Consider the following 17,711-nt stretch of genomic DNA (forward strand, 5'->3'; position numbering starts at 1 on the left):
AAAGCTGTTATAATTAAATTATTAATAGCGGTAACGTTTTTCGGAACTTATTTAAGGGCACTGGACGTAAAACACCGGTGTCTTTTTACAGATATGATGAAAATTTTAACAAAGTCAAATTAAGAAAAAAGAGGAAAGAACGTGGAAAAAGAGAAAAACAAGGGGCGAATCCCACAATTACGCTTCCCAGAATTCAAAAATGCCCCTGCTTGGGAACAGCGGAAGTTGGGGGAGGTTGCGGAGATTGTCGGTGGAGGCACTCCAAGTACATCTAATCCTGGATATTGGGACGGAGATATTGATTGGTATGCTCCAGCAGAAATTGGAGAAAAGACCTTTGTATCTGAAAGTAAAAGAAAAATTTCAAAACTTGGCTTGGAAAAAAGTTCTGCAAAACTTTTACCAGTAGGTACTGTGTTATTTACTTCTCGAGCAGGTATTGGTAATACTGCAATTTTAGCTAAGTCGGCTACTACAAACCAAGGATTTCAATCTATTGTTCCCAAAGAAAATCTTCTATATTCCTATTTTATTTATTCTATGACAGGCTATTTAAAGCATTATGGAGAGGTTACCGGTGCAGGATCAACCTTTGTTGAGGTTTCGGGGAAGCAAATGGCAAAATGCCCGATTTCACTCCCATCCCTCCCCGAACAAAAAGCCATCGGCGATTTCTTTTCCACCCTGGACCGTTCCATTGCCCTTCATCAGCGTGAGTTAGAAAATTTAAAAAATCGTAAAAAATCCCTCTTACAGAAAATGTTTCCAAAAAATGGTGAAAGCGTACCTAAAATTCGTTTTCCTGAGTTCAAAAATGCCCCTGCTTGGGAACAGCGGAAGTTGGGGGAAGTGGCGGAGATTCGTAGAGGCTTGACTTATAAACCATCAGATATAAGAGATTCAGGAGTAAGAGTTCTACGTTCATCAAATATTGATGAGGATACTTTTGTGTTACACGAAGATGATATATTTGTTGATGAAAAGTCTATTAATATTGAATTTGTGCAGGAAAATGACATTTTGATAACAGCAGCAAACGGTTCTAATCGTTTAGTAGGTAAACATGCGTTGATTAAAGGAATTGATAAATACACAGTCCATGGTGGCTTCATGTTGCTTATTACATCTTCGCAGTCGGAGTTTATAAACGCCTCTATGAGTTCAACTTGGTATTTTAATTTCATTAACCGTAATGTTTCTGGCGGGAATGGTGCAATTGGAAATTTAAGTAAAAAAGATTTGGAGAATGAAACAATCTTCCTCCCCTCCCTCCCCGAACAAACCGCTATCGGCGATTTCTTTTCCACCCTGGACCGCTCCATTGCCCTTCATCAGCGTAAGCTTGAGCATTTGAAACTTCGTAAGAAGGCGCTTTTGCAAAAAATATTTCCTTAAGAAAGGAGAACTGTATGGTTTTAGAAAATAAACTGCATTTAACAGACTCAACGGAATTAGCCCGGCAAGAGGAAAAAATCAGCAAGCAAAAAGCAGCTGAAATGTTCGAAACAGGCTTCTTAGACACCTTGGAAGTTGGCTCTTATGACAGTCTAGCTGCCATTCATGCTTATTTGTTCTCAGAAATTTATGATTTTGCGGGCAAGGTTCGTACAGTCAATATTGCCAAAGGAAGTTTTCGCTTTGCACCAGTTATGTATCTTGAGGCTTCCTTGGAAAATGTGTCTGCCATGCCTCAGAATACGTTTGAGGAAATCGTTGAAAAATATGTTGAGATGAATATTGCCCATCCCTTTCGAGAAGGGAATGGTAGAAGCATGCGGATTTGGTTGGATGTAATCTTGAAAAAAGAGTTAGGACAGGTTGTTGATTGGTCTAAGGTGGACAAGGACGATTATCTGCTTGCGATGGAGCGAAGTCCAATCAGGGATATTGAAATAAAACATATCTTGAGAAAAGCTCTCACGCGAGATACAACTAACCGAGAACTTTACATGAAAGGGATTGATCATAGTTATTACTATGAGGGATACAGTTTATACAGGACTGAGGATTTATAATATGTCACAAACACAAGAAATTACAAATAAAATATGGGCAATGGCCAATGAACTGCGCGGGAACATGGATGCTTCTGAGTATAAAAATTATATCTTGGCTTTTATGTTTTATCGCTATTTGTCCGAGCATCAGGAGCAATACCTGATTAACAATGCTATTTTAGATCTAGAAGATAGTAAGACAATCAACCAACTGTATACAGAGCAGGCAACGGGTGAGGAATTGGCAGATTATTTGGAAGATATTGCGTTTAGTTTAGGGTATGCGATTGCTCCTGAAGATACATGGCTCTCTCTATTGGCTCGCATTGAAAACAATGAGGTTATCCCAAGCGATTATCAGACGATTTTTGATCATTTCAATGCTAATGCGGAACTGAACAAAGAAGCGGTGCAGGATTTCCGTGGAGTTTTTAATGATATCAATCTGGGAGATACGCGTCTTGGTTCTTCTACCAATGATCGGGCAAAATCGCTCAATCGGATTGTCAAATTAGTGGATGATATTAACTATAAGAGCGATGACGGTAGAGATATTTTAGGGTTTATCTATGAAGAATTAATCAAGAAGTTTGCGGCTTCAGCAGGGAAAAAAGGCGGAGAATTTTACACACCGCATGAAGTTAGTCAAATTCTAGCTAAGATTGTCACGGATAAGGTTGAACAAACCGAGCGTACCTTTTCTGTATATGACCCAACCATGGGTTCGGGTTCTCTTTTGCTGACAGTTGGGAATGAATTGCCAAATGGTCAAAAGCCTGGAGCAATTAAGTATTTTGGGCAGGAGCTTAATACAACGACCTATAACTTGGCTAGGATGAATCTGATGATGCACGGTGTTACTTATAGTAACATGAATCTGAGCAATGCTGACACCTTGGAAAGTGATTGGCCGGACGGACCGGACGAAAAAGGGGTTGACCATCCCCGCAGCTTCGATGCAGTAGTAGCCAACCCCCCCTATTCTGCTAAATGGGACAATGCTGACAACAAGCTAAAAGACCCGCGCTTTTCAGAATATGGGAAATTAGCTCCTGCTTCTAAGGCGGATTTTGCCTTTATTCTCCACAGTGTCTACCATCTGAATGATACAGGTACCATGGCCATTGTTTTGCCGCACGGCGTGCTCTTTCGGGGATCTGCTGAATTAAAAATCCGTCAGACGCTGGTTGAAAAGAATTACTTGGATACCGTTATTGGTCTGCCAGCCAATCTCTTTTATGGAACAAGCATTCCCACAACTGTTCTTGTTTTCAGAAAAAATAAAGAAAATCGAGACATTCTTTTCATTGATGCCAGTAAAGATTTTGATAAGGGAAAGAATCAAAACACCTTAAACAATACTCACATTGAAAAAATTATTGAAACTTTCCGAAATCGTCAAGATGTGAACAAATATGCTCGACTAGTTTCATTTGAAGAGATTAAAGAGAATGATTTTAATCTAAACATTCCTCGATATGTTGATACTTTCGAAGAGGAAGAGGAGATAGATCTGGATGAGATAACCCGCCTTATCGCTCAAGATGAAGCGGAAATAGCAGAATTAGAAGCCCTTATCGCAGACCAATTACGTCAGTTGGGAGTGGAGATGTAACATAGAAAAAGCAGGGAAAATTTCTTGCTTTTTTCTTTTCGCTTGGGAACAGCGGAAGTTGGGGGAAGTGGCGGTGTCTTTTTCTGGTGGTACCCCTTCTGTTGGGAATTCCAAATATTATAATGGTGAAATTCCTTTTATTCGTTCTGCTGAAATCAATTCAGCAATTACTGAGCTGTATCTAACAGAAGAAGGATTAAAAAATTCATCAGCAAAAATGGTAAATGTTGGTGATATACTTTATGCACTTTATGGTGCAACAAGTGGTGAAGTTGGTATATCAAAAATAAACGGGGCAATTAATCAGGCTATTTTAGCAATTAAACCTTACGATGCCTATAATTCTAAATTCATTGAGCAATGGTTGAAAAATCAAAAGAAAAATATCATTGATAAATATTTACAGGGAGGGCAAGGAAATTTATCTGCTGCTATTGTAAAAAAATTGCTTATTCCTTTCCCCTCCCTCCCCGAACAAAAAGCCATCGGCGACTTTTTCCAGACCCTAGACCGCTCCATTGCCCTTCATCAGCGTGAGTAATTTAACAGATTTTGGAGGTGGAATTATGATGACATTTACATCAGAGACTCTTTTTCATGAATATTTCAAAGAATGGATTAAGCTTTTTAAAGAGGGCGCAGTCAGAACTGTCACATTAGAAAAATACTACCATAATCAAAAGGAAATAGAAAAGTTAGCTAGCCATCTGACATTGGGACAAATAGACCGAACAGTCTATCAGCAGTTGCTAAATGCATATGCTTTAACTCATGAAAAACAAACTGTGATAGACTTTCATCATCAAGTCAAGGGAGCTATCCTTGACTTGATGATGAGGGATATATTCAGCGTGACCCAACACGAAAAGTAATTTTCAAAGGGAAACCACCAAGACTTAAAAAAGCAAAATATCTGAATCAATATGAACTACATAATTTATTATCTGATTTGAAATTGACAAATGAAATTAATTGGGATTGGTTGATTTTACTGATAGCAAAAACCGGCTTGAGATTTTCAGAAGCACTAGGTCTAACGCCTGATGATTTTGACTTTATTCACCAAACTATTTCCGTAAATAAAACTTGGGATTACAAAACTCATACCGGTTTTCAACCAACAAAAAATCGCTCCTCCATTCGAAAAGTTCAAATTGATTGGCAGATTGGCATGCAGTTTCAACAACTTGTAAAATCTATTGAACACGATGAACCGATATTTGCAACTGATACAATTTGCAATTCAACCCCCAACAAATGGCTGGAGCGTCACTGTAAAAAGATAGGAATTCCAATTATCAGTATTCACGGCCTCCGTCATACTCATGCATCTCTTCTAATGTTTGCGGGAGTTTCTATCGCCAGTGTTTCAAGAAGATTGGGCCATTCGTCAATGACCACAACACAAAAAGTTTATATGCACATCATTCAAGAATTAGAAAATCAAGATAACGATCTAGTTATGAGATACTTATCTGGACTAGTATAAGATAATTTGGAACAGTACAATTTACTCACGCTGATGAAGGGCAATGGAACGGTCCAGAGTGGAAAAGAAATCGCCGATGGCAGTTTGTTCAGGGAGGGAGGGGAGTGAAATCGAAGCATCTTTTAAATCATTAGAATTGATGGATTCAAAAGTAGAACCAGTGCTTAATTTTTCCCAATATCCATTTATTTTCATTTTAGAAAGTAATTGAAAGATAAACTCATTTCCTTGTATAGCTGCTACTCCTCTACCTAAAACAACATTATATTCGGTCTTACCAACATCTCCTACTGGGGCCCTAACACTTATTATTAGGGCCCCTTTTTTAGCTGTTTTAGTAACTTGTGTAGTCCATACTCTTGGGTGTACATATCCATTCCTCATATCAGCATTACCCTGAACTAAAATATGGTCGCTCGGATTATTTGTGTAATTTGCTGAATTTGGAGATTGTCCCATTGTAATTTCCGCCACCTCCCCCAACTTCCGCTGTTCCCAGTGGTTAGTAATTTTCATCTTTTTAATAATTTATAGATTTTAATTTTAGAATTGATAAAAAGATCTAAGTCTCGTAACCAAAGGCTTAGGTCTTTTTCTTCATTTCACCAACTCCTGTAAAATAGCTTTGTTCTTCTTCAAAACGGAAATGTAGAAAGTCTTGATAGCTTCTTTGTCCGAGATAGGAATCTGGATACGTTGGCTATTAGCAGTAGATTCTTCAGTGTTTTGTTGAGTAATATTGGTAGAAAAAGTTGGTAATGCAGAAGCATTTACTAAATCAACAAAGGCTGCCCGATTTTTTTGAACAATAAACTTTGTTTGCGTCATCCGAGCGTAGCAGCATAGTCAGATTAGCCAATTCTGCAAGTTTTATCTCTTTTCGTGTGGCATACGGGTGAGTCAAGGGAACGGATAAGTAAAGTTGCTCCATGAAAAGCCCCATAGAAAGAATATGCTCTTTTTTGATAGGATGGTCTGTTACAATGAAGTGAACGTTTTCGTCATCCAGAGATTTTTCCAATTCGTCATTCGTCTTTTGCTCAATTTGAATGTGTTGCTCCAAGCCTTTTTCTTTTATACGACTTTCCAGTTCAAAGATGGCTCCCGGCGCATTAACACCACCAAAAATAGTACTTTCTTTTAATGCAAAATGTTGTACATCATTGAGAAATTTTTGTTTTTGTTTCAGAAATTTTTTGGCTAGTTTAACTGTTTGATGACCGGTTTTCGTGAAACTTAATTTATTTTTTCTTCGCTCAAAAAGAATAACCCCCAATTCATCTTCCAGCATTTGCATATTTCGAGTTAAGGATGGCTGAGAGATGAGTAGGACTTTGGCTGCTTTAGACAAGGTTCCCTCCTATCAGAAAACAATGAGTTGCTCCAAGTGTTATAAATTCAGCACGATGTCTTCTTTTTGATCAATGAGTTGGACAGTTTTAACTATAGGTAAAATGAATACTAGTATCATCCATCGTTATTGTACAATTTTTTATTTGTCTTGTAAAATGAAAGCAGAGAGCAGCACAAATCGTTCAAAACTATTTTTTTAAAATCTCTTGACAAATCTTTCAATCTATTTTATACTTAATGCAATTAAATACAACTTTAATCATGTCCTGTGAGGCATAAAAGTAATCATTAAAATGGATTAGCGCGCTAATCTGCTATTTTACTGTAAACTTGTGGCTCGGGATTTCCTGAGCTCTTTGATTTTTAGGCTGTATTCAATTAATAAATGTAGTCTGTGAGCTACGATTAAGGAGAATGTGCATGTCTTTAGACAAAAATAATAAGCGAGCATTAGTTGCTGCGATTGTTGCATCAGGAACGGACGATTTAAACGTCATGTTCTTAGCTTTTTCGATGTCATCTATTATTTCAGAATTAGGTGTTACTGGAGCGCAAGGAGGCTGGATTGCAACAATTACCAATCTGGGAATGTTGGTTGGAGGTTTGCTTTTTGGCTTATTGGCTGACCGCTATCACAAGTTCAAGGTCTTCAAATGGACGATTGTTATTTTTTCATTAGCAACAGGGTTGATTTACTTTACACAAAATATTTATTATCTATATCTCATGCGTTTCATTGCTGGGATAGGTGTTGGTGGAGAGTATGGAGTTGCCATCGCGATTATGGCAGGTATTGTTCCTATTGGAAAAATGGGGCGCATTTCATCTTTGAATGGAATTGCAGGGCAAGTCGGTTCTATTACTTCAGCACTTTTAGCAGGTTGGTTAGCTCCCGCACTTGGTTGGAAGGGGCTGTTCCTCTTTGGACTTGCGCCTATTGCCTTGGTTTTGTGGATGATGTTAGCGATTGATGATGATCATATCCGAGATAATGGCAATGTGACATTAAAAGCAGAAGGGCGCCAGTCTGTTAAAATGAGTGAATTGTTTAAAACACCATCTCTAACGGCTCAGACAGTAGCGCTTATGGTCATGACAACAGTACAAATTGCGGGTTACTTTGGTATGATGAACTGGCTTCCAACCATTATCCAAACAAGTTTGCATATTTCTGTAAAAGATTCCTCACTTTGGATGGTTTCAACGATTTTAGGGATGTGTCTGGGAATGCTCACCTTTGGTCAAATCCTTGATAAATGGGGCCCGAGATTTGTTTATTCAATCTTTCTTCTATCTTCTTCCATGTGTGTTTACTTCTTCCAATTTGCCAATTCAATGCCTGCCATGATTATCGGCGGTGCGATTGTCGGCTTCTTTGTAAATGGTATGTTTGCGGGTTATGGCGCGATGATTACGAGATTGTATCCAGTTCATATTCGCTCCACGGCTAATAATGTCATATTAAATGTTGGCCGAGCAATTGGAGGATTTTCATCTGTGATTATTGGGAAAATTTTAGATATCTCGAGCGTTTCAATGGTCATGATTTTCTTAGCTGCCCTTTATTTGATTAGTTTTGCTGCCTTGTGGACGATTAAGAATTTAAAAGCAGAACGTTACTCACTATTAGGAGAAGGATTGGTCGCAGAAGAAATATAATCATATTAGCATAAAAAAGAGACTGAACTCAGATCCGGTCTCTTTTTTAGGGCAAGCAAAATATGTGGAAGTAGTCATTGAGTAGTATTTTGCTCATTTTTTAAGAAAGGCTGCAATGTCTACACATTACAGCCTTTCAACGTTTTTTCCTGCTATTGCTATTTCACGATATAATAAAATCAAGTAAGTACAGGAGGAAATGGAATGAATTTTAAGCAGCTATCTTATTTGGCTCTGTAATTTCTGTAGTGGGTAAAACTACTTTAGGAATTATGGAACTGATTTTGATAATTCATTTATCAAATTGAACTTCATCCAACAGATACTCAATGAATTTATCCCCCATTTTAGATAAGCTAGCTTTTTCATGTTTAATATAAACCAGCTCAATAGGGTCATCAATATCTAGCGGAATAGAAACAATATTGTCACCATTGAGATTGCTATTTAGAATACCAGTTGCAATAGTGTAGCCATCAAGACCAATCAAAAGATTAAAAAGAGTTGCTCGGTCGCTGACGACGATGGACTTTTTATGGTGTTCTTGCGATAGAATTTCTTCTGAAAAGTAAAAGGAATTATGGGTTCCTTGATCGTAGCTGAGGTAAGGAAACTCTTCTAAGTCTGATAATTGGACCAATTTCTTCTTTGCTAGAGGATTGCTCTTGCTAACAAAAATATGTGGCTGGGCAGTAAAGAGATGTGTGGCAATCAAGTGATTATCATCTAGCATTTTAGAGAGGACATCGCGGTTGTAGCTGTTGAGAAAGAGAACACCGATCTCGCTGCGGAAATTTTTGACGTCATCAATGATTTCCCAAGTTCGTGTTTCGCGCAAGAAAAGCTCATACTTTTCCATATCACTTTTTTTGAGCAGAGAAACGAAAGCATTGACTACAAAGGCGTAGTGTTGAGAAGAGACGCTGAAAAGCTCTCGATTGGCAACTGGATTTTTGTAACGTTCTTCTAATAACTGAGTCTGTTCTACCACTTGACGAGCATAGGAGAGAAATTCCATGCCGTCCTTGGTCAGAGTAATACCTTTGGGATTGCGGATGAAAATCTCAATGCCCATTTCATTTTCCAAATCGCGCACTGCATTGGACAGACTAGGCTGGGTAATAAAGAGTTGCTTGGCAGCCTCGTTCATGCTGCCAGTTTCGACGATTTTAATAATATAGTGCAATTGTTGAATTCTCATAAGCTTATTTTATCATATTGGAATTGACAAAACACATTTGAAGTTGTAAAATAGATTAAATTTAACCTTTAAGAAAGTCCAGCGAGGCTTCCAAGGTTTCGGGTGAAGGAAGAGTGAGAAAACCGACTCTTTATTTTCGTGAGGCCTTGTGTATATGCAAGGTCTTTTTTAATAAAGAAATGAGGTAGAAATGACAAGCAGCTCATGCGAGAAGAGACTCGGAAAAATCATGTTGGAAAAGATGACCATTGTGCACCAAGAGAAAATTGCTCCACGAATTTTTGCTATGGATTTACGAGGAGAAATGGTTGGCCAGATGCAGGTTGGACAATTTCTGCATATCCGAGTTCCAGATGATACAAAGCTTCTACGTCGTCCTATTTCAATTTCAGAGATTAACAGAGAACGGAAAATCTGTCGGATTATTTACAGGATAGAGGGAGCAGGTACAGAACTCTTCTCTCGGTTGGAAAAAGGTTTTCAGTTAGACGTCATGGGGCCTCAGGGAAATGGTTTTGATTTATCTGGTTTAGGTATTGCAGATACAGCTCTAATTATAGGAGGTGGAATTGGTGTTCCCCCCTTGCTACAAGTTGCAAAAGAATTACATAGCAAGGGAGTGAAGGTCACTTCAGTTCTTGGATTCGCAACAAAAGCAGTTGTCATTCTGGAAGAAGAACTGAAAAAATATAGTCGTGTCCTGATAACAACAGATGATGGTTCTTATGGCCGCAAAGGCTATGTTTCTTCCATTGTGAATGAGCTATCAGAAGATTTTACTGCGGTATATGCTTGCGGAGCTCCTGGTATGCTCAGATATGTGAATGAAACATTTTGCAGTCATCCGCGAGCTTACATTTCTATGGAATCACGAATGGCGTGTGGAATGGGGGCTTGTTATGCTTGTGTACTTCATGTTGTTGGTGAGGACCAAGAAGTCAATAAGCGGGTTTGTGAAGACGGTCCAGTTTTTGAGACTGGTACAATCGTGATGTAGGAGGTTGATATGTCTAACAGTCGTTTAGCAATTTCTCTTCCTGGCTTGGAACTGAAAAATCCAATTATTCCAGCTTCGGGGTGTTTTGGTTTTGGGCAGGAATATGCCAAATATTATGACCTCAATGTACTTGGCTCCATAATGATTAAGGCGACCACGCAGTACCCTCGTTTTGGCAATCCGACGCCACGAGTGGCAGAAACACCAGCTGGTATGCTCAATGCTATTGGACTACAAAACCCTGGGGTAGATGTGGTGTTGACAGAAAAACTTCCTTGGCTGGCTCACCATTATCCTAATCTTCCGATTATTGCTAATGTTGCGGGATTCTCTAACGAAGAATATGCTTTTGTTGCAGAAAAAATATCTAAAGCTCCAAACGTCAAGGCTATTGAACTTAATATTTCCTGCCCCAATGTTGATCATGGTAATGGGGGCTTGCTAATTGGTCAGGTGCCGGATTTAGCATATCGGGCTGCTAAGGCAGCGGTAGACGTGTCGGAAGTGCCAGTCTATGTAAAATTGACACCTAGTGTAGCAGATATTGCGCAAATAGCGAAAGCAGTTGAAGATGCAGGAGTTTCTGGTTTAACCATGATTAACACTTTAGTTGGAATGCGATTTGATTCAAAGAGCAGAAAGCCGATTATTGCAAATGGAACAGGTGGCATGTCGGGGCCGGCAATTTTTCCAGTTGCCTTGAAGTTGATTCGTCAGGTAGCGCAATCTAGTAGTTTACCAATCATTGGTATGGGTGGGGTAAACTCAGCAGAAGCAGCCATTGAAATGTTTATCGCAGGAGCTTCAGCGATTGGTGTTGGGACAGCAAATTTCACAAACCCTTATGTGTGTCCTAATATTATTGAGGATCTACCTAAAGTCATGGATAAATACGGTATTGAAAGTTTGGAAAGCTTACGAACAGAAATTAGAGAAAATTTATGGTAACCTCATTTTTTGCTTGACAATAGACAGAGTAAATTATAAAATAATTGAAATGAAACCTTTAAAGAAGTCCAGAGAGGCTACTAAGGCTGATACGGTTTAAAATGGCAGTAAACTGTCAATTTTCGTGTAACCTTGCCTCAGGCAAGGTTTTTCTATAGCTCTTGAGAAGTTTGTGCGAAGTATGCTTAAAAGTTTCGGCAGGGATTTAAGATGATGGGTAAAGTTTTTGTTAGGAAGTGATTCTATTGAAATCAAGTGGTCAGGATTAGCAAACGAACCCGTAGTACAGACAGTATTTCAAGTCATTAAGAGGCTGTGTCCAAAGGTTAAAATGGCAAAACGCCTATAAAATAAATAAGGAGACGAACACATGCGAGAAGAACGTCCTATTATTGCTCTTGATTTCTCATCTTTTGATGATGTTAAAATCTTTTTAGAACATTTTCCGAAAGGTGAAAAACTCTATGTGAAGATTGGAATGGAATTTTTTTATGCTATTGGCCCGGAAATTGTTCACTATTTGAAAAGCTTGGGACACAGTATTTTCTTAGATCTGAAATTACATGATATTCCTAATACGGTGCGCTCTGCTATGTCTGTTTTGAAAACTTTTGAAATTGATATGGTGACGGTTCATGCAGCAGGTGGTGTAGAAATGATGCGAGAAGCTAAAAACGTTTTAGGTGACCAAGCAAAACTTGTTGCAGTGACTCAGCTGACTTCTACCAGCGAAGAGGATATGCGGAATTGCCAAAATATCCAAACAACTGTTTCAGAATCGGTTGTCAATTATGCTTGCAAAGCTAAAGAGGCCGGCTTAGACGGAGTTGTGTGTTCAGCTCAGGAAGTTAAGCTGATTAAAGCGGCGACGTCAGAAGATTTTCTGTGTGTAACTCCAGGTATTCGACCAGCTGGTTCTGAAATTGGGGATCAAAAACGGGTCATGACACCGCAAGAAGCACATCAAATTGGTAGTGACTATATTGTGGTTGGACGTCCCATCACACGAGCTGGAGATCCAGTAGCTGCTTATCGCGCTATTAAGACGGAATGGATAGATGGCTAGAAAAGTATATCAAGCAATCATTGACATACCTATCGGTTATCAAGATAGTTTTGGAAATCGTTATCCTATCAATTATGGTTATATTCCGAATTTATTTGCTGAGGATGGCGAAGAGCAGGATGTTTACATTGCGTCGGAATTGGAACCATATTTTGATTCCACTATTGAATTATTATAAAGGAGAAATCATGACTTTAGCAAAAGATATTGCGCGTGACTTACTGAAAATTAAGGCTGTTTACTTGAAGCCGGAAGAGCCTTTCACTTGGGCTAGTGGCATCAAGTCACCAATCTATACAGATAATCGTGTGACTTTAGCTTATCCAGAAACGCGGACGTTGATTGAAAATGGCTTTGTAGAGACAATTAGGGCTGAATTTCCAGAAGTAGAAGTAATCGCTGGAACAGCAACAGCAGGTATTCCTCATGGTGCCATCATTGCTGACAAGATGACTTTACCATTTGCTTATATTCGTAGCAAACCAAAAGATCATGGTGCTGGAAATCAAATTGAAGGTCGAGTAAAAACAGGTCAGAAAATGGTCGTGATTGAGGATTTGGTTTCAACTGGAGGGTCGGTTCTGGATGCGGTGTCTGCTGCTAAGCGTGAGGGGGCTGACGTCCTTGGAGTGGTAGCTATTTTTACTTATGAATTGCCTAGATCAGAAAAGAATTTCTCAGATGCAGGTGTTCGATTGGTAACGTTATCGAACTACACTGAATTAATCAAGCTGGCGGAACAAGAAGGCTATGTTTCGACAGAAGGCTTAGCTTTACTTGAGAAATTTAAACATGATCAAGAAAACTGGCATGAATAAAGGGATTGAATCAGATGGAGCTAAATAGGAACAATCAGCAGGTAGAGGTTTGGATTTACTCAAGGAATTTGGTATATTAGAAATGGAAACTAATTACAGTTTAAGCATTTAGTAGGCTATTGATAACGTTTGGCGTAAAATACTGCCAAAAGAATGATGCTTACTTTTCGTAAGTCCCAAATTGCAATAGTTGATTTATCAATGTATGATAGACTTTTTGTACATTATAACGACATAAAAGCATAAGAAGCTGAGACCTATTCCCCAGCTTCTTTTTGAAATAACATAACCAATTAGATTTTGATATAATAGTCCTATGCTAAAAATGTACCCTTTTTCTTTGGAATATTATCAAAAATCATGTTACTTGTGTACTTGCACAGTGTCTCACAGCCATTATTCGTCTGGGGAGGATTTTTAGTCTTATTTGGATTGGGGTTTTAGGTCAGTTGTAGTGAGATATGGAATATGAAAAAACGCCTTATGTTTACTTCTCTATACTTATACAAAAAAGAACGCTGTAGCACAATTTATCAGAAACTATTTTCTGAATGTGGATAAGAACGAGTATCAGTTTTTTGCGTCATAAAAGGTCATCCAGATGATAAATTGAATATGGTCAGTCTTGCAGTTTTTAGTGGCTTATTATTTTTACTAATTTTTGAAAATAAGAAGATACGCTATTTGATACAATTTCTACAACAAATCATTGTGTAATCTATATTCAGGTTGATAGAATATTCACTAGATTAGCTAAAAATTAAGAAAGGAGAAAAATAGATGCGAAAATCATTTTATACTTGGTTGATGACAGAGCGCAATCCCAAAAGTACAGCGCCGAAGGCAATACTAGCCGATTTAGTTTTTCATGAATCAACTTTTCCTAAGCATACGGATGATTTTGATGAAATTAGCCGCTATTTAGAAGAACATGCTGATTTTTCCTTTAATCTTAGTGATTTTGATGCGATCTGGGAAGAATATCAAGCACATTAGTTCGGGAAAAAGATAGAATTTTCCGAGTTACTTTGCTATAATAAAGTAAATAATGTGAAGAAAGAGGTTCTTTGTTTGCAAGAACATTCAGTAGAAATCATCCTACAGCATCCAGATGATACATTTCATCTTTTTGGTTCTAATGAACGTCATTTGCGTTTAATGGAACAGGAGTTGCGGGTGACGATTCATGCGCGGACAGAAATTGTCCAGATTATTGGTGAGGAGATGGCCTGTGAAGAAGCCCGTCAGGTTATTCAGGCTCTGCTAGTCTTAGTTAACCGTGGAATGACGATTGGAACACCAGATGTAGTGACAGCTATTACAATGGTCAAAAATGGTGAAATTGATAAGTTTGTGGCTCTATACGAAGAAGAGATTATTAAAGATTCTTATGGTAAACCCATTCGAGTTAAGACTTTAGGGCAGAAAATTTATGTTGATAGCATTAAGAACCATGATGTTGTCTTTGGAATTGGACCAGCAGGAACAGGTAAGACCTTTCTTGCTGTAACTTTAGCTGTGACAGCGCTGAAGCGAGGGCAGGTCAAACGGATTATATTGACTCGTCCGGCGGTTGAAGCTGGTGAGAGTCTAGGATTTTTACCAGGGGATCTAAAAGAAAAAGTAGACCCTTATCTACGACCAGTTTACGATGCATTGTATCAGATTTTAGGCAAGGATCAAACAACGCGCCTTATGGAGCGAGAAATCATAGAGATAGCCCCCTTGGCTTACATGCGTGGACGAACATTAGATGACGCTTTTGTCATCTTAGATGAAGCGCAAAATACGACTATTATGCAGATGAAGATGTTTCTGACACGACTTGGTTTTAATTCTAAGATGATTGTCAATGGGGACATTAGCCAGATTGATTTGCCGAAGAATAGTAAATCAGGTCTCATTGATGCGACAGAGAAATTGAAACATATCAAGCAGATTGATTTTGTTTATTTATCTGTAAAAGATGTTGTCCGCCATCCTGTAGTAGCTGAAATTATCAAGGCTTATGAACATTCTACTGAAGTGACACATAGACATTTTTCTAAAGAAGAACATTTAAATTTAACCAGTTATGAAACTGTCAATAAGGTAATCAAAGAGAAGGAATCAGAAGATAATGAAGGAAATTCTCTTAGCTAGTCTGGACAAGTTTCACACGACTGATCTTGGGAAAGTCCGTCTGCAAAAGAATCTGCTTTTGAGAGAGGAAAATCCAGTTTTATGGGCTAAGGGTTTTATCCAAAGATCTGAGACAAAGATTAGTCATAAAGAAAAGAACTTCTATGTGTCTGATAATTATATTGTGTTGGCCATCAATACATCGTCCTATACCATCATTACAGGACACAAAGAGTAGGGATTTTAAAAGATGATTGAACAACTATCTAGGCATTATAGCTGTAGGATACTAGCAGAAAAGGATATTCCAAGTATTTTATCTTTATATGAAAGCAATCCTCTGTATTTTCAGCATTGTCCACCAGCGCCAAATTTGGAAAGTGTAAAAGAAGACATGGCTCGTCTACCTGAAGGTAAGGCTAAGGTTGATAAATTTTATGTTGGCTTTTGGGATAGCTCTAACCTTGTAGCTGTTATGGATTTTGTCTATGCCTATCCTGATGAGGAGACAGTTTTTATTGGTCTATTTATGGTTGATCGGATCTATCAAGGGAAAGGTATTGGCAGCCAGATTGTGACAGAAGCGCTAGCCTATTTTGCTAAAAACTTTCGAAAAGCACGTTTGGCTTATGTCAAGGGGAATCCGCAATCTCAGTATTTTTGGGAAAAGCAGGGCTTCAAACCAATTGGAAGTGAGGTCAAGCAAGAACTCTATACAGTTGTTATCGTTGAACAGAGCTTAAGAGGTTAGAAATGGCATCAAGTAAAAACTATTTGGAATTTGTTTTGGAACAATTATCAGGATTAGATGATGTGACTTACCGTTCTATGATGGGAGAGTATATTCTTTACTTCCGTGGTAAGATTATTGGTGGTATTTATGATAATCGCTTTTTAGTTAAGCCAGTTCAAGCAGTCTTAGATAAGATTGCCCAACCCTCGTATGAGTTTCCATACGAAGGCGCCAAAGAAATGATTTTAGTGGAAGACCTTGAAAATCAGGTGTTTCTAGAAGATTTAATTTTAGCCATGTATGATCAATTGCCGCTACCTAAACCTAAAAAGAAAAAATAAATGGAATGAAGCAAAGAGGTGGATTTAAAAGCTCTTTTCTTATAGTTATACGACTTAAAATGATAAGTAAAAAAGAGTCTGGGACAATAGCGTCTCAGACTCAAATTATTTTTATAATAAATGAGTAGTGTAAGTAGGTGATTGTTCAAAAAACTGCTTAAAAGGTGGTGTATAGGACCTGCGAAGCAAGTTGGCATATCCTTTTATTTTTAAAACTTATACTAAATCAGCGATATCAGTGTAGTCGCGATTGAGCCCTTCTGCAACTGGTCGGTTAGTAATATATCCTTTATAAGTAGTCACTCCTTGTTGGAGTCCCGAATCATTTGCAATAGCTTGTTCAAACCCTTTGTCCGCCAAAGCTTCAATGTAAGGAAGTGTTACATTTGTCAAAGCAAGAGTTGATGTGCGAGCAACAGCACCAGGTATGTTGGCAACGGCATAGTGAAGTACACCATGTTTTTCATAGACAGGTTCATCGTGAGTAGTTACACGATCAGCAGTTGTAACTACTCCACCTTGGTCAACGGCTACGTCAACGATGACAGAACCTGGACGCATTTTACTGACCATTTCATCAGTAACGAGCTTAGGAGCTTTGGCACCAGGGATTAACACTGCTCCAATCACTACATCGGCCTCTTTGACACTTTCAGCAATATTGAAAGAATTAGACATAAGGGTCTGAATTTGATGACCAAAAAGATTTTCTAGTTCGGATAGGCGTTTAGCGCTGATATCTAGAATAGTGACTTGAGCCCCTAAGCCGAGAGCGATTCGAGCGGCATGGGTTCCGACCGCACCACCTCCAATGATAGTGACCTTTCCTTTTGGAACACCTGGAACACCACCCAGTAATACACCAGAACCACCTTCTTGTTTGGTTAGAAAGTGAGCACCAATCTGTACAGCCATACGTCCTGCCACTTCACTCATGGGCACAAGTAAGGGGAGATTCCCCTCTTGGTCACGAACGGTTTCGTAAGCAATTCCTATTGTCTTGCTAATCGTCATAGCATCAGCTAATTCAGGTGCAGCAGCCATGTGCAAGTAAGTGAAGAGCAGGAGATCTTCGCGCAGGTATGGGTACTCCGCAACAAGTGGCTCTTTGACCTTAACGACCAACTCTGCTTTCCAAACTTCGTCAGCTGTAGGGACAATAGTAGCCCCTTGTTTTTTATAGTCTTCATCCATGAAGCCGGACCCCAGTCCAGCTTGAGTTTCCACTAAAACTTGGTGGCCATGTCCAACCAAACTGTGAACGCCAGCAGGGGTTAAAGCAACACGATTTTCATTGTTTTTAATTTCTTTTGGGATACCGATTAACATAGTTGTCCTCCTTTATTGAGATGTTTTAATTGTATATGAAAACG

17 protein-coding genes and 3 pseudogenes are annotated in these 17,711 nt (G+C 38.7%); 16 read left to right on the forward strand and 4 right to left on the reverse strand.

What is annotated here, in order from left to right:
* The first annotated feature begins 141 nt into the window (after positions 1–141).
* The 5 genes and pseudogenes from PCY10_RS02200 (at position 142) to PCY10_RS02220 (ending at position 5,101) form a co-directional block, all read left to right on the forward strand.
* Positions 142–1,395 (forward strand): restriction endonuclease subunit S, encoded by a 1,254-nt coding sequence (locus PCY10_RS02200; protein WP_301558778.1) that lies wholly within the window; start codon positions 142–144, stop codon positions 1,393–1,395.
* Positions 1,396–1,409: 14 nt separating this feature from the next.
* Positions 1,410–2,015, forward strand: coding sequence for a protein adenylyltransferase Fic (gene fic, locus PCY10_RS02205; protein WP_003036683.1), 606 nt, complete (start codon positions 1,410–1,412; stop codon positions 2,013–2,015).
* A 1-nt stretch (position 2,016) separates the two neighbouring features.
* A complete protein-coding gene (locus PCY10_RS02210) occupies positions 2,017–3,612 on the forward strand; it encodes a type I restriction-modification system subunit M (RefSeq protein WP_021002657.1) in 1,596 nt (531 codons plus the stop codon).
* A gap of 43 nt (positions 3,613–3,655) precedes the next feature.
* Positions 3,656–4,153: pseudogene (locus PCY10_RS02215) on the forward strand (restriction endonuclease subunit S); the annotation flags it as partial.
* 25 nt (positions 4,154–4,178) lie between these two features.
* Positions 4,179–5,101: pseudogene (locus PCY10_RS02220) on the forward strand (site-specific integrase).
* 21 nt (positions 5,102–5,122) lie between these two features.
* Here PCY10_RS02220 and PCY10_RS02225 read toward each other — a convergent pair.
* Positions 5,123–5,617: a restriction endonuclease subunit S gene (locus PCY10_RS02225; protein ID WP_301558779.1), complete on the reverse strand. Its 495-nt coding sequence runs from the start codon at positions 5,615–5,617 to the stop codon at positions 5,123–5,125.
* 262 nt (positions 5,618–5,879) lie between these two features.
* A complete protein-coding gene (locus PCY10_RS02230; protein WP_021002661.1) occupies positions 5,880–6,452 on the reverse strand; it encodes a LysR family transcriptional regulator in 573 nt (190 codons plus the stop codon).
* Between the two features lie 422 nt (positions 6,453–6,874).
* Between PCY10_RS02230 and PCY10_RS02235 the strand changes: the two genes are divergently transcribed.
* Complete coding sequence (locus tag PCY10_RS02235; protein ID WP_021002662.1) at positions 6,875–8,113, forward strand: MFS transporter; 1,239 nt, start codon at positions 6,875–6,877, stop codon at positions 8,111–8,113.
* A gap of 292 nt (positions 8,114–8,405) precedes the next feature.
* Here the strand turns inward: PCY10_RS02235 and PCY10_RS02240 are convergent, their stop codons facing one another.
* Complete coding sequence (locus PCY10_RS02240) at positions 8,406–9,314, reverse strand: LysR family transcriptional regulator (protein ID WP_021002663.1); 909 nt, start codon at positions 9,312–9,314, stop codon at positions 8,406–8,408.
* A 190-nt stretch (positions 9,315–9,504) separates the two neighbouring features.
* Here PCY10_RS02240 and PCY10_RS02245 point away from each other — a divergent pair, with 190 nt between their 5' ends.
* The 10 genes and pseudogenes from PCY10_RS02245 (at position 9,505) to PCY10_RS02290 (ending at position 16,338) form a co-directional block, all read left to right on the forward strand.
* Positions 9,505–10,311 carry a dihydroorotate dehydrogenase electron transfer subunit gene (locus PCY10_RS02245; protein WP_021002664.1) on the forward strand — a complete coding sequence of 269 codons (807 nt, stop codon included), beginning with the start codon at positions 9,505–9,507 and terminating at the stop codon, positions 10,309–10,311.
* A 9-nt stretch (positions 10,312–10,320) separates the two neighbouring features.
* Positions 10,321–11,259, forward strand: coding sequence for a dihydroorotate dehydrogenase (locus PCY10_RS02250; RefSeq protein ID WP_021002665.1), 939 nt, complete (start codon positions 10,321–10,323; stop codon positions 11,257–11,259).
* Positions 11,260–11,629: 370 nt separating this feature from the next.
* A complete protein-coding gene (pyrF, locus tag PCY10_RS02255) occupies positions 11,630–12,325 on the forward strand; it encodes an orotidine-5'-phosphate decarboxylase (protein ID WP_021002666.1) in 696 nt (231 codons plus the stop codon).
* A pseudogene (locus tag PCY10_RS02260) lies at positions 12,318–12,464 on the forward strand (inorganic pyrophosphatase); the annotation flags it as partial. The gene pyrF and the pseudogene PCY10_RS02260, both read left to right, overlap by 8 nt.
* A gap of 49 nt (positions 12,465–12,513) precedes the next feature.
* Positions 12,514–13,143: an orotate phosphoribosyltransferase gene (gene pyrE / locus PCY10_RS02265; protein WP_021002667.1), complete on the forward strand. Its 630-nt coding sequence runs from the start codon at positions 12,514–12,516 to the stop codon at positions 13,141–13,143.
* A 780-nt stretch (positions 13,144–13,923) separates the two neighbouring features.
* Positions 13,924–14,139, forward strand: coding sequence for a YozE family protein (locus PCY10_RS02270; protein ID WP_003072551.1), 216 nt, complete (start codon positions 13,924–13,926; stop codon positions 14,137–14,139).
* A gap of 75 nt (positions 14,140–14,214) precedes the next feature.
* Positions 14,215–15,285: a PhoH family protein gene (locus PCY10_RS02275; RefSeq protein ID WP_021002668.1), complete on the forward strand. Its 1,071-nt coding sequence runs from the start codon at positions 14,215–14,217 to the stop codon at positions 15,283–15,285.
* Positions 15,263–15,502 carry a DUF3781 domain-containing protein gene (locus tag PCY10_RS02280; RefSeq protein WP_021002669.1) on the forward strand — a complete coding sequence of 80 codons (240 nt, stop codon included), beginning with the start codon at positions 15,263–15,265 and terminating at the stop codon, positions 15,500–15,502. The genes PCY10_RS02275 and PCY10_RS02280 overlap by 23 nt, the downstream gene beginning before the upstream one ends.
* A 12-nt stretch (positions 15,503–15,514) precedes the next feature.
* Complete coding sequence (locus PCY10_RS02285) at positions 15,515–16,015, forward strand: GNAT family N-acetyltransferase (RefSeq protein ID WP_021002670.1); 501 nt, start codon at positions 15,515–15,517, stop codon at positions 16,013–16,015.
* A gap of 2 nt (positions 16,016–16,017) precedes the next feature.
* The gene (locus PCY10_RS02290) at positions 16,018–16,338 is read left to right on the forward strand and encodes a TfoX/Sxy family protein (RefSeq protein WP_020997753.1); all 321 of its coding nucleotides are present in this window, start codon (positions 16,018–16,020) and stop codon (positions 16,336–16,338) included.
* Between the two features lie 216 nt (positions 16,339–16,554).
* On the opposite strand, the gene ald is transcribed toward PCY10_RS02290, so the two are convergent.
* On the reverse strand, positions 16,555–17,667 hold the full coding sequence (gene ald / locus PCY10_RS02295) for an alanine dehydrogenase (protein WP_020999336.1): 1,113 nt from the start codon (positions 17,665–17,667) through the stop codon (positions 16,555–16,557).
* Between the last annotated feature and the right edge of the window lie 44 nt (positions 17,668–17,711).

Source organism: Streptococcus sp. SI1, assembly GCF_030439945.1.
In the GTDB taxonomy this organism is placed as follows: domain Bacteria; phylum Bacillota; class Bacilli; order Lactobacillales; family Streptococcaceae; genus Streptococcus; species Streptococcus intermedius.